This window comes from Rhodococcus sp. RS1C4 (assembly GCF_002258225.1).
GTDB classification, from domain to species: domain Bacteria; phylum Actinomycetota; class Actinomycetes; order Mycobacteriales; family Mycobacteriaceae; genus Rhodococcoides; species Rhodococcoides fascians_E.
This window is the reverse complement of record NZ_NOXZ01000033.1, coordinates 23,304-35,369: the sequence shown is the minus strand read 5'-3', so window position 1 is coordinate 35,369 and position 12,066 is coordinate 23,304. Positions and strand designations below refer to the sequence as shown.

12 protein-coding genes are annotated in these 12,066 nt (G+C 65.4%); 6 read left to right on the top strand and 6 right to left on the bottom strand.

Annotated elements, in window-relative coordinates; all coding sequences use genetic code 11:
- The first annotated feature begins 116 nt into the window (after positions 1-116).
- On the top strand, positions 117-968 hold the full coding sequence (locus CH289_RS17215) for a glycosyltransferase family 2 protein (RefSeq protein WP_037139406.1): 852 nt from the start codon (positions 117-119) through the stop codon (positions 966-968).
- On the top strand, positions 965-1,987 hold the full coding sequence (locus CH289_RS17210; RefSeq protein ID WP_052060148.1) for a glycosyltransferase family 2 protein: 1,023 nt from the start codon (positions 965-967) through the stop codon (positions 1,985-1,987). Before CH289_RS17215 ends, CH289_RS17210 begins: the two co-directional genes overlap by 4 nt.
- Here CH289_RS17210 and CH289_RS17205 read toward each other — a convergent pair.
- Together CH289_RS17205 and CH289_RS17200 are read right to left on the bottom strand one after the other, a co-directional pair.
- Complete coding sequence (locus CH289_RS17205) at positions 1,980-4,400, bottom strand: glycosyl hydrolase 2 galactose-binding domain-containing protein (protein WP_256977276.1); 2,421 nt, start codon at positions 4,398-4,400, stop codon at positions 1,980-1,982. The two genes, CH289_RS17210 and CH289_RS17205, sit on opposite strands and share 8 nt — an antisense overlap.
- 29 nt (positions 4,401-4,429) lie before the next feature.
- Positions 4,430-5,470, bottom strand: a complete 1,041-nt coding sequence (locus tag CH289_RS17200) for a DUF1839 family protein (protein WP_230595498.1) — start codon at positions 5,468-5,470, stop codon at positions 4,430-4,432.
- A 446-nt stretch (positions 5,471-5,916) separates the two neighbouring features.
- Between CH289_RS17200 and CH289_RS17195 the strand changes: the two genes are divergently transcribed.
- On the top strand, positions 5,917-6,837 hold the full coding sequence (locus tag CH289_RS17195; RefSeq protein WP_230593848.1) for an endonuclease/exonuclease/phosphatase family protein: 921 nt from the start codon (positions 5,917-5,919) through the stop codon (positions 6,835-6,837).
- On the opposite strand, the gene CH289_RS17190 is transcribed toward CH289_RS17195, so the two are convergent.
- Positions 6,795-8,267, bottom strand: a complete 1,473-nt coding sequence (locus tag CH289_RS17190) for an Hsp70 family protein (RefSeq protein WP_256977274.1) — start codon at positions 8,265-8,267, stop codon at positions 6,795-6,797. The genes CH289_RS17195 and CH289_RS17190 overlap by 43 nt on opposite strands.
- 151 nt (positions 8,268-8,418) lie before the next feature.
- Here CH289_RS17190 and CH289_RS17185 point away from each other — a divergent pair, with 151 nt between their 5' ends.
- The 3 genes from CH289_RS17185 to CH289_RS17175 all read left to right on the top strand — a co-directional run bounded on the left by CH289_RS17185 (position 8,419) and on the right by CH289_RS17175 (position 10,029).
- On the top strand, positions 8,419-8,922 hold the full coding sequence (locus tag CH289_RS17185) for an arsenate reductase/protein-tyrosine-phosphatase family protein (RefSeq protein WP_080733846.1): 504 nt from the start codon (positions 8,419-8,421) through the stop codon (positions 8,920-8,922).
- A gap of 108 nt (positions 8,923-9,030) precedes the next feature.
- Positions 9,031-9,396, top strand: a complete 366-nt coding sequence (locus CH289_RS28510) for a hypothetical protein (RefSeq protein WP_020110730.1) — start codon at positions 9,031-9,033, stop codon at positions 9,394-9,396.
- Between the two features lie 99 nt (positions 9,397-9,495).
- Positions 9,496-10,029 (top strand): hypothetical protein, encoded by a 534-nt coding sequence (locus CH289_RS17175; protein ID WP_019663871.1) that lies wholly within the window; start codon positions 9,496-9,498, stop codon positions 10,027-10,029.
- Positions 10,030-10,042: 13 nt separating this feature from the next.
- Here CH289_RS17175 and CH289_RS17170 read toward each other — a convergent pair whose 3' ends face one another.
- From CH289_RS17170 to CH289_RS17160, 3 genes are all read right to left on the bottom strand, one after another.
- A complete protein-coding gene (locus CH289_RS17170; RefSeq protein ID WP_020110729.1) occupies positions 10,043-10,987 on the bottom strand; it encodes a protein kinase family protein in 945 nt (314 codons plus the stop codon).
- Between the two features lie 140 nt (positions 10,988-11,127).
- A complete protein-coding gene (locus CH289_RS17165) occupies positions 11,128-11,511 on the bottom strand; it encodes an ATP-binding protein (RefSeq protein ID WP_020110728.1) in 384 nt (127 codons plus the stop codon).
- 102 nt (positions 11,512-11,613) lie between these two features.
- A complete protein-coding gene (locus tag CH289_RS17160; protein WP_230593845.1) occupies positions 11,614-11,994 on the bottom strand; it encodes an STAS domain-containing protein in 381 nt (126 codons plus the stop codon).
- Positions 11,995-12,066 lie beyond the last annotated feature (72 nt).

Below are 12,066 nucleotides of genomic sequence, written 5' to 3'. Positions count from 1 at the left end.
AGATCCTGACCCTTAGCGGGGCGCAGGTAACGTCTCTGTGGATCCGCCGGGGGTCGCGTCACAGATCTTCTGAGATCAGTCGGAAACACTGCACTCAACCCGTCTGGAAAAAGGATATGTCGAACTCCCAGAACCCTCGCATCAGCGTTGTCATCCCAACCCTCAACGAGGCCGCCAACCTGCGCCACGTACTGCCGTTGCTGTCCCACGACTACGAACTGGTCTTGGTCGACGGCGGCAGTGTCGACGGCACCATCGACGCTGCGCGTGAAATACGCGGAGACATCCGCATCATCAAGCAGACCCGCAAGGGCAAGGGCAACGCTCTCGCGTGCGGATTCGAAGCTGCGACCGGCGACATCATCGTGATGTTCGACGCGGACGGCTCGGCCGATGCGGACGAGATCCCGCGCTTCGTCGACGCCCTGCTCGCGGGCGCGGACTTCGCCAAGGGCAGCCGCTTCACCGCGGGCGGCGGCAGCCACGACATCACTCCGCTTCGCCGCGCAGGCAACGGCGGGCTCCACCTCGTCGCCAACACACTGTTCGGAACCAAGTTCTCGGACCTGTGCTACGGCTACAACGCTTTCTGGCGCGACCTGGTGCCGGTTCTCGACCTTCCCGTGGTCGATCAGGAGGACGTGGCGCCGGGCGAGATGCTCTGGGGCGACGGCTTCGAGATCGAGACCATCATCAATTGCCGGTTCGCCGAGGCGGACGTCCGGATCCAGGAAGTACCGAGCGTCGAGCTGGCTCGTATCTACGGGCAGAGCAACCTTCGCACGTTCTCCGACGGCTTCCGCGTCCTGCGCACTCTTTTCACCGAGCGTCTGCGCGCACGCAAACTGGCGAAGAACTCCATCCCGCGTCCCGACCGTCGTACCAACGTTGCACGGACGGACATGGACTTGGAGTTCGAGGCCTTCGAGGTGTTCGACGAGCTTCCGTACCAAGAAAAGTCGGCGTGATCGACAGGTCGTCGGGGACTGACACAGCAGGCGAATCCAGGGCATCTCAGCTGGCGAGGCCCACGTGCTCGGTAGTCATCTGCGCGTACACGCTCGATCGCTGGGACGATCTGAGCGCAGCGGTCGATGCTGTGCTCGGCCAGTCGAACCCCGCGTCCGAGCTTCTGGTCGTCATCGACCACAACGATCGTCTGTTGTCTCGCGCGCGTGAGCAGTTCCTTCCCCGCGGGGAAACCGTCGTCGTCACCCCGAACACGCATCCCCGTGGATTGTCCGGAGCTCGAAACACGTCGTTGGACATCGCTACCGGTGATGTCGTCGTATTCCTCGACGACGATGCGACGCCGCGGTCGACGGAGTGGTTGGCGTCGATTCTGGGCCACTACTCCGATCCGTCGGTGTACGCGGTCGGCGGATCTGCCTATCCCGTGTGGCCGACGTCGCGTCCCCCTTTTCTCCCCACCGCTGTAGCGGGTCAACCGGGCGAGCTGGATTGGATCGTGGGCTGTACGTACAGGGGGCAGCCCACGACCACTTCGGCAGTGCGCAATCTGATGGGCGCCAACATGTCCTTCCGACGTGAGCCCGTCGTGGCTCTCGGTGGGTTCGTGTCCGGAATCGGCCGTATCGGTCGAATTCCTCTCGGCTGCGAGGAAACCGAGCTGTGCATCCGGCTCCGACAGACGCATCCGGACGCGGAGATCGTCTTCGACCCGTCCATCGTCGTGGATCACACGGTCAGCGCGGACAGGACCCGCCCGAGATACTTGCTGTCCCGCAGCTACGCCGAGGGCGTGTCCAAGGCAGCGATCGCGCGGCTGATCGGATCGGAGGACGCGTTGTCGTCCGAGCGCGCATATACCGCGAAGATCCTGCCACGTGCCGTCGGGCGTGAAGCCTCTGCCGCGGCCCGTGGAAACCCTGTTCGTGCCTGGGGAGCCATGGCTGTGGTTGCCAGTGTCGGCGCTGCCGGATTCGGTTACGTCCGAGGCCGACTCAGCCGTATCGCGGCTAGCTGATCTGCGCGCGCTTGATCGAATTGAGCGCGCGCACGTGGCCGGACACCTTCGCCTTCGATCCGGTCAGGGTCAGCACCCGCTCCGCCCCAGGTGCAAGGTGGAACCACGAGTCACTGACCTCCATGCCGTCGGTGTCGACGCAGACGTAGTGCGCCGCCCATCGACTCGACACGGTCAGTGACCACTCACCGGGGCCGACGTTGTGTGCCGAGGCGCTCAGACCGACGTCGTTCTGACGAGGGTGCCGCTCGCCGATCAGGTGAGTTGCCTGATCGAGAACCGCTCCGTCTGCGCCGACGAGTTCGACGACCACGGCGGAGTACGTCTGCGCCCCGAACCTGTAGGCATGGTTGGCGTCGGTGAACGATCCCAGAACGCGGTCCAGCGACACACTGTCGGTCGTGTGCGGTCCGAGGTCGATGTGCACCTCGGCGGGCTCCCCCACCGGGCCCGTTGTCCCGTAGAGCACAGCTCTGAGATCTCCCGACACCGATTCACCCGTGTCGTTGGCGACCTGGATCGTCAATCCGTCCAGACCGTCGTCCACGACGAAGACGCAGATCGGGCTACTGAGTCGAGCCAGGCTGTACCACGGGGCTTTCGGTGTGCCCGTGGAGTCTCGCAGGCCCCAGCCCGCACCGGGCACGAGGTCGCGCAGTGTCAACACCAGTGCGCCTGCACACTCGGAATCCGCCCGACGCCAGTGCGAATACGCGGACTGTACTGCCTCGCACACGGCCGCTCGCCCGTAGTCCAGATACAACTCGGAGTCGTCGCGGCGTATAAGGTGTGGATCGACGCCGAATATGTCTCGCACGTAGTGATCGCGGACATCCTCGAAGTCCCACGACGATCCCCGGTCCCTCGGTATCGCCGACTTCCAATCGGGGTGGTGGCCTGCAACATTCGCGCTTCCGAACATCGCGTCGACGGCTCGGCGCTCCGGCGGGACGGCGAAGGCAAGGCACTCGGCAGCAAATCGAACGCGAGCAGTACGGACGTCGGACAACGGCCGCAGATAGCCGCCGACACCGAAGTAGTGAGCGATACCGTCGCCGACGTGAGTGTGGAGCTCACCGGAGGTGGACGACGGGCTGGATGTCACGTACGGCGTTCCAGGAAGTCGACGTTCGAGATGATCGGAAATGACGTTCTCCAACAGCTCCATCCGCTGGTTGTCCGATGGAACACCGAGCATGGTCGGCTGCTGCTGGGTTTCGCTACCGCCACTGACGACGGCCAAGGCGGGATTGCCGCCGACGATCGCGAAGAATGCGTCGAGCTCGCGGCGGACTGCATCGAGGAACTCCGGATCGGCGGGCGGGTCGGTGGTTGCGAACATCACGTCCTGCCACACCAGGATCCCGAGTTCTGCACACAGTGACCAGAATTCAGGTTGCTCGTACACCATGGTGCCGACTACTCGAACCATGTTGAATCCTGCATCGCGGACATCGGTCAATTCCGCTCGGAGAGTGTCGGAATCGACCCACATCCGCACCGGATCGAGCGGTACCCAACACCCACCACGGGCGAACACACGAGTTCCGTTGACCGAGAATGTCACCGACGCACCGGACTGCTCCAGCTCCACCTGCCGAAATCCCAGACTGCCCCGTCCCTCGACACGGCCGTCGACGTCGAGCTCCCATGGATACAGGGCCGGCCGGCCGTGCGTGTGGGGCCACCAGGGTGCCACGTCGGCGACGGTCACGGTGACGTCCAGGTCGCCCTCACCGCCGGGAAGGTCGAAGTCGTGTTCACCGACGCGCAGGGACACCGAGTCCGCCGGCGACGTCAAACGTGCGCGGACCCGGACGGTACCGTCGTCGCCGGACAGCGTCGCGTGCACCCGAATGTCCTCGGCGACACCCCGTTCACGGAGACGGACGGATCGCCACAGACCGACCACAGGGGGCACCTGCCCGTACACCGGCGCCCGCCCGAGGAGACTCGTGCGTTCGTGTCGTAGACCTTGCCGATCGATCAGAGACGACCGCCAGCGTCCGCGCGGCGTGCGCTTCTTCAGGCGAGCGTCCATCGAGTCGACGCGGACAGTGACCTGCACGCGCCCGTGCCCGGTAGGGATGTCGACGGACACCGGGACGAACATCGACGTCGTCGTTGCCGATTCGATCCCGTCGACCCAGACGGTGGCGTGGGTCGCGATACCGTCGAACGTCAGGACGAACGCGCTGTCACCGGATGCGGGGACGGTCGTGGTGAACCACCAGTCGACGGAATCGGGTGGCGATGCCACCGTCGACGCCGCCACACCGCCGGGCACCAGAGCAGGGGTCCACACGACATCGTCGTCGAGCTCGTCGGGATGATCCACCGAGCCCGGCGATACCGACGTGACGCTCCACTGCAGTTCAACGGCATGCGCGTCGGACACGCGATTGGGTCTCACAGGCGATGAATACTTCCTTGTCGGCTGGGTCAGAGTACAGCCGAGACGATGTCCATCGCCGCCGACCAGTTCGACGCCATCTCGGCGAGGGGTTCACCGAGTGTCACGGCACGACCGCGTGACGCCCGCGCCATCCGGAATTGCACCGCTTTTGCGCCCTGGGCGACCTGGAGGAAGTGCGGGACGGCGTCGGCGATTCCGGCGACGCCACGGCCGTCGAGGTAACCGACGAGGTCGGCTGCCAGTTCCGCGGTGGCTCCACATTGACGAAGCAGCCCGAAGGACCACAGATGGAACGCATCCGGGCCTGCCGTCTGCACGAGTGGGATGTCGGCGGTGATTCTTTCGGCGAGACGTTCGACCGGATTGCCGTCGGCGCGCCGAGCCAGGTGCGCGCGTGCCACAGCGAGGTCGCGGTCACCGACTCCGTCGGCGATCGTGTTCTTCCGCAGACGAACCTGCTCCACGTAGGGCAGAAGGACCTCGGGGTGCGGCGCGGGAGCCAGATTGAAGACGCCGTCGAAGTCCGCGCCGGACAGCTCGAAGTATCCGCGATTGTGGAAGTAACCGAGCACCTTCTCCGTCTCGTCCAGCATGTTCGGAACGATCGTGGTCTTGGTGTGCTGATTGCGGTAACTCGTTCCGGCAGTGTCCGGGAGGTAGAAGCCGTCGACCTCCACGGTGAGCAGAACGCCGTCCTCCAGTCCTTCGCGGACGTGCTCGACGACGGATCGCCACACGTTCATCTCGCCGACCTCGAGGCCGTAGAGGGTGCGCAGATCTTCCGACTGCATCTTGACGAAATCCCACTGGCGACCGTCGCAATCGGCACTCAGCACGAACGCCAACGCGGGAACTGGATCTGCACCGAGCGAGTGGAGAAGTTCGATCCACAAGTCCACGTAGCAGTTCGTTTCCGTCCAGACGCGGTCGTGTGCGTGGATCGAGTGAGTGAGATAGGACTGTGGCCGAAGGTGCAGCACTCGGTGCGCCGTCGTGGGGACCGCTTCGGCGGACAGAACATCGTCCGCGTCGATGGATACGCTGGTCGGAAGTGTGTAGTTCGACATGCCTGGTGCCTCCTGCCGGATCACAAGCTCACGGTCCCCACGCCGAAATGCCCGTATTGCCTGATTCAAACGCTCATTCTAACCAATCGGTTTGTTTGACGCTTCTTTTTGGTCCGTATGATCGGAAATACGGTGCCGAGCTAACGATTTACCGTTCCGGTGAGGAATGCGAGAATCGGCCGCCTGAAACGGTCGCATTCACAGAGGGAACAGTCGCTTCCGCGCCTGTAATGCTGATGCGCGGTACGCGCATGGCCACACTTGCATACGGGGTCTGAGCTGGGCACATACGGAGTCTAGTCACCGTAGGATCGACCGATTGCCGCTTGCGGCCTGGAAGAAATGGAGGCGTGCGGATGCGCCGCGTCCTACGCACATCAGCCGTCGTCGTCGCCAGCGGAATACTTGCCTTTTCCACGGGAATGCTGGTCGCGCGCGAAGTAGGTGTGACTCAAATCACACTGGTTGCATTTCTGGTCGGTATGCCATTCGCGGCCATTCCGGCAGCGGTCTCCGGCGGCCTGTTCGCGCTGGCCAAGTCGAGGGTGGGCGTCGCAGTGTCGTTGACCGCGGCCGCTGTATTCGTAGCGATCCAGGTGCCGAGTTTCGTCACCGCCGACCACGTTGCCGACGGCACCGAATTGACCGTTCTCACGATCAACGTGGCCCACGGCGAAGCGGACGCAGCGGCCATCGTCGCCCAGGTCCGGTCGTCGGGCGCTGATGTCCTCGCCGTGCAGGAGCTGACCGACGAGGAAGTGAACGATCTCGTGGCGGCCGGTCTCGAAGAGGTCCTTCCCTACAGTGTCACCGCCCCCCGACCCGTGGCCGACGGAACCGGCCTGTGGAGCAGGACGCCGCTCACCGACGGGGAGGAATTGGCGGACTTCGGGTTCGTGCCCGTTCGCGCTCGCACCGTCGTCGACGGCGTCGGACTCACGCTCGTGTCGTTCCACGCGATGTCGCCCGCGACTCCCCGCCACACCGAACAGTGGGACCGAGATCTCGCTCGCATGCGCGACCTCATGAACAGCTACCCGGGTGTCGTCGTCGTGGCGGGCGACTTCAACGCCACCGGGGACCACCGCCAGTTCCGCACGCTGGCCTCGGACGGCTTCCAGGATGCGGCGGACGCGGCCGGGGCCGGCCTGTTCCGCACCTTCCCTGCGTCGCGGCCGCTCGCGCGGTTGGACCACGTCGTCACCAGCGACGGCGTCGACGCGCTCGAGGTGAACCCGGTGAACATCCCCGATTCGGACCATCTCGGTGTGGTGGCCCATCTACGACTGCCCGCAGCGGAGGATCTATCGCCGACGAGCGCGGATCAGAATCGAGGCAGTTCGATGACCGGCGGCGGCGGAAGCTGAATCTGCGGTAGCTGGAACTCCGGGAGTCCGGGGATCAGCGGCGGAGGCGGCGGGGGCGCTGGAGCCGGTGCGGGCGCCTGGTATTCGGGCTCCTGGTATTCGGGCTCCTGGTACGTCTCGACCGGCGCCGGTGCGGGCGGTGGCGCTTCGACGGTGGTCGTCGGTGGGATTGTCGTCGTCATGGGCGCGGCGGTGGTGCTCGGAGCCGACGACGGAGCCGAGGTCAGCGGCTTCTCGTTGTCGGCAGGTGCGCTGGTGGAGTCCTCGGAGCCGCCGTAACCGAGTGTCAGGCCCAGGGCTGCGACGACGGCGAGGCCACCTGCCACGAGGGCTGCTCCGCGAATCTTGCGCTTGGAGGTCGCGGACCGATCCGCCGGATCGGGACTGAGCCAATCCGGCGCGCCGCTCAGCTCCGTGGCACCGTGCTGCGTTCCCGTGCCGTGCTGCGTTCCCGTGCCATGCTGCGGTCCCGTGCCGTGCTGGTTGCCGGCATCGGTCTGGCCGCTGTACGCGGCGGGTGCCGAGTCGTGGGGAGGCATCGGGGACGCACCGCCGGCGGGGGCAGCTCCGACGGGAGTGGCGAGCAGTGCCGCACCTTTGGCGGCAACCGATTCCGGTTCGACAGGCGTGACGACGTGGAGTCCGGTCCAGGACCGGAGGATTGCCTCGACCAACGGGATCCGTGCACCGCCGCCGACGAGGAACAGTGCGTCGACGTGTTGGGGGGATCGCGAGATGACGTCACGCACCAGTCGCGCGGAGTATTCGATCGGGACGGTCACGAGCGCCTCGAACGATTCGCGGGAAATGAGGATCACGCCGCTCTCTCCCGGCAGGCACACGGCGCCGGAGGTGGAGAGTTGCTCTTTGGCGATGCGGCATCGCGTGATGAACTCGTCGAGACCGACCGAGTCGTTCAGGTCGACGCCTTGCTTGGCGAGCTGGTTGTCGCAGATGAGTCGGTCGAAGTCCGAACCGCTGATGTCGGTGGTGCGCTCGGCGAGAAGCACCTCGCCGGAGGCACGATCGACGACGCTGATGGTCAGGCCGGAACTGCCCAGGTCGTACAGCGCGATGGTGCCGAAGTCGCCGATCTCGCCGGAGGCTTCCAGGTAGGCCAGCGCGGCGCGGGCCTCGGGTACGAGCCGATAGTTGTAGAGCTGCTGGTCCGACATTGCCTGCTGGATGTCGCCGAACTGCTGCTGGTCGCGGTAGGCGACGCCCGTTGCTTCGACGTAGCGGTCACCGTGGTTCTGCGCGAGCATCACTCCGATGGTTTCGGCAGCGACTTCCTCGGCTCTGTCCCAGTGCGCGTCGACCGTGTCGTTCCGGAAGTCGAGTTCGCGGGCACCGGAGCCACGCAGGCGAAGGTCGGGCCGGGCCATGCGAACAGCACTAGCCCCCACCGACACACCGAGAACCTCAGTCATGACCTGCCTCACTTGGACTGCAGGGGACTCGCCGACAAGATTTGTAACGATCCAGTCTCGAACCCCCGCTCGGCCATCACTGTAGCGCGAGACCTTCAGGATTGCGATTACTGGGGAGCCCGCGGAACGGCCGGGGTCTAAGGTGACCGACGTGCATGTCCTTTTCGTTTGTACCGGCAATATCTGTCGATCTCCTACGGCGGAGAGGCTGGCTGCGGCGTATGCGCAGGAGAGTGGCCAGGAGTTGACGACGTCGAGTGCGGGGACGCACGGACTGTCGGGGCATGCGATGGACGAGACGGCGGCGACGGTGTTGCGTCAGCTGGGCGGTGAGTCGGAGGGCTTCGTGGCTCGTCGGATTTCACCACGGATCGCCGACGAGGCGGATGTGATCCTGACGATGACGACGCGGCATCGGGACGAGGTGTTGGCGATTGCTCCGCGGAAGCTTCGGAGGACGTTCACACTTCTCGAAGCGGCTGCGCTGGCGGAGGCGTCGGGGGCGCAGACGATCGACGGTATCGCCGAGGCACGGGCGCGGCACCGGGTGGACGCCACGGACATCGACGATCCGTATCGCCGTGAACACGAGGTGTACGAGTCGGTCGGTCAGCAGATCGCCGATGTTCTGCCTGCGGTCCTGCGCCTGCTCTGACCGCGCGCGAATTCCTACGCCGAGCGCACCTGCGATGCCCTGCGGTAGCGTTCTCGCAGCACCGCCACAGGTCGATGTGGCGGTCCGAGCGGACAAGGCTTATCGAACATGCGCGACAAAGTCATCGCGATCTCGGCGGTGGCGATCGCCGGAGTTGCCGTCGTCGTCGGTCTGTCGATCGGTGCACTGGGTGGGGCGTTCGACGACACCAGCGACAGGGTCCAACCGCCTGCACTTCGTTCGGATCTGAGCACGGTGGTCAGCGCGACGACTTCGTCGGTGATCACGGTCCCGCCGTCGCCGACATGGCAGGTCGCTGTTCCCACGACACCGAAGCCGACAACGACCGCGCCGACGACGACCGCGCCGTCGCGAACTCCGGGGTCCGAGACGACGAGCAGGTCTCCGCGTAATCGTGGTACGACCACGACCGAGACCGAGTCGGATTCGGAAGACACCACGACGACGCGGTAGGTCGTACTTTCGGAGGACGTGAATTTCGCTCCGACAGCCGACGCGGCGACGTGCTGTTCTGCGCGACGCTGTCTTCATGACATTCATGGGCTTCGAACGATGATCGCCGCCGTCATCGTCGTCTGCGAGATCGGGTTCTGGGCGTTGATTCTGAGCGGCCTTCTGGTCCGTTACGTGCTGGGGAAGCGTCGAATCGCGACGTGGTTACTTGCGTCGGTTCCGGTGCTGGATGTCGTCTTGATCGTCGCGGTCGCGTTCGACCTCGGTCGCGGCACGCCGGTCGGTTCGGTGCACCACCTTGCTGCCTACTATCTGGGGTTCAGCGTCGGGTTCGGGCCTGCGATGATCGCGTGGCTGGATGTGCGCGTAGCTCATCGCTTTGCCGGTGGCCCGCCGCCGGTGAAGTTGGACAAGGATTCGGAGGCGTACCGCCGTTACCTGTGGGAGGACTGGTTCCGCGCGGTCAAGGCCTGTGCGATCGCGGCGGCAGTGCTGGTGGGCCTGGCGTACACGGTTGCATCGGACGAGCAGGCGGCGACGTTGTTGTCCAGCATTCGTCCGCTCGGATTGATCCTGGGCATCTGGTTTCTCGCCGGTCCGGCGTTCTCGCGGGTCAAGCAATCGGTCCAGTGATCCGCTGGCGTCGTCACCGTCCGGTGAACCCGATCTCGGCCAGATCGGCCACGAACTGCGTGCCCGACGGTGCCAGCTCGGCCACCCAGATCAGAACCGCACGTAACCCGGTGGGTGCGTCGACGACGATGTCGGTGGCGCCTGCGCCGAGGGTCCCGGCCCCGAGGAGTTGCGTCGACGCGAGGGTTCCGTCCGGTTCCGGTGGGGTTCGGATTTCCACGACGGCTCCGGGCTGCGGCGTCGCGACCCATACTGTCGTCAGGTCGACAGCGTCGGCGAACGCCACGACGACTCCTATCCCGTTGTCGGTGTCTCCGAAGGGCGCGCGATAGAGGTCGGTGGACCACGAGGTCGTCGGGTCGGCGTCGACGGCGCGGGTGGCGTCGGCTGCGTTGTCGGGCGCTCGGACGGCCGACCATATTTCGGCACCGGACGGCAGGATCGGAGTGTCGACGGGTGCCGCGGCCACTGGTTGGACCTGCGCGGTGGGCAGCGTGGGGACGGCTACGGCGCCGCGCACGTCGCCGTAGTCTCCGCCCGCGATGCTCGTCGACACCAGCCATCCTCCGCCGCCGAGGACGGCCAGGAACGCCGCTGCCACGGCTGTGAGACCCAATACCTTTGCTGCGCTTGGCTTTTCCCGGCCTGTTTCGTCGCGGTGCGTCGACGGGGCCGCGTAGTCACCGACCACGGCGACGTAGGGCGCCGTGGTCGATGGGTCGACCACGCGGACTCGTCCGACACCGCTCGTTCGTGCCGATTCACAGAACCTGCGGACCGCATCAGGTGAGGGATCCCTCGCGTGGATCGAGTCGACATGGACCAGCGTCAGGGTGGTGTGCCTGCCGGTCGACAGGTCGTCGGCCGTCCAGCGCGTCAGCCACGGTGCGGAATCCTGCCTGGCCAGAAGCCGATAGCGTCGCGCTATTACTTCCCCGGGAACGGGTGACGGAACCATGAGCGCCTCCGTGTGCGGCGCTCCTGCCCGGGTCGTTCCCCAGGCTCCACTCTCGGGCCGACGCCGGAATGGACGAGCCGCTCTCGACGGTTATTGTGCTCCGTCACAAACAGCGCTGTCCGCGCTTTGACCACGCGAAGTTATGTGGCGGGATCCCAGACCATGTGAACGGTTGTCCCGTCGTGATCGGAGGTGACGGCCGTCGAGTCGGCCAAGGCGTGCATCAACGGCACTCCACGTCCACGGGTGGCGTCGGGGGCGTGTACCGCCCAGGCACCGTGATCGCGCACCGTCACTTCGATACGCCCGGAGTCGGGCGTCCACAGAGCGTACAAATCGAGCGTGCCCGAACTGCCTGAATACGCGTGCTCCACCGAGTTGGCCAACGCCTCGTACGTCGCCAGAACCACGTCGTACACGCGTTCCGGCGCGATCTGCAAGCCCGTCAGCCACTCGCCGAGCGCAATGCGCAGCGCGGACGCGCGCTCCGCGACCGCCGACTCTCCGTCGAATTCAAGGCGCATGACGTCCCCTGGAACTTGTGCGGAAGGCGGCTTGGTAGCAGCGGCCACGGCGTCTTCTCCACCGAATGCAATTGCCATCATGATCCCGTCATACCCAGAAGTTCAGGAATTACCCGTCTGTAGCGCAGCCAGCGCTTCGTCGACGGTCGCGTAGATACCGAACACCTCGTGCAGACCGACCAGGGTCAGTGGACGACCGGTGGATGGACCGTCGGCGACGACGGCGAAGCCCGCCGCACCACCCAACTTCTGGTGGGTGGATGCCAGGAGGGACATGCCTGCCGACGCAAGGAACGACACGTCGGACAGATCGATCACCACCGACGAAGGGCCCTTCTCCAGGACCAACTCCACCGACTCGGACAATTGTGGGGAAGTCACCAGGTCGAGTTCCCCCGACACGGTCACGATCACGGCGCCGTCGCGCCACTCCACAGCCACATCGAAATGCTGGGGGCCTGGCCCTGCCTCGTCTAGCGTCACAGCCGCCAACATACCCGAGTCCGTCCTGTGATCTCCCTCCGCGGACAGTGCCGACCGACTCGGTGGCCGATA

What these genes read in the sequence shown, in the direction of transcription:
- CH289_RS17215 (WP_037139406.1), top strand. Translation starts at nt 117, where the DNA reads ATGTCGAACTCCCAGAACCCTCGCATCAGCGTTGTCATCCCAACCCTC.
- CH289_RS17200 (WP_230595498.1), bottom strand. Translation starts at nt 5,470, where the DNA reads ATGTCGAACTACACACTTCCGACCAGCGTATCCATCGACGCGGACGAT.
- CH289_RS17190 (WP_256977274.1), bottom strand. Translation starts at nt 8,267, where the DNA reads ATGACTGAGGTTCTCGGTGTGTCGGTGGGGGCTAGTGCTGTTCGCATG.
- CH289_RS28510 (WP_020110730.1), top strand. Translation starts at nt 9,031, where the DNA reads ATGCGCGACAAAGTCATCGCGATCTCGGCGGTGGCGATCGCCGGAGTT.
- CH289_RS17175 (WP_019663871.1), top strand. Translation starts at nt 9,496, where the DNA reads ATGATCGCCGCCGTCATCGTCGTCTGCGAGATCGGGTTCTGGGCGTTG.
- CH289_RS17170 (WP_020110729.1), bottom strand. Translation starts at nt 10,987, where the DNA reads ATGGTTCCGTCACCCGTTCCCGGGGAAGTAATAGCGCGACGCTATCGG.
- CH289_RS17165 (WP_020110728.1), bottom strand. Translation starts at nt 11,511, where the DNA reads ATGCGCCTTGAATTCGACGGAGAGTCGGCGGTCGCGGAGCGCGCGTCC.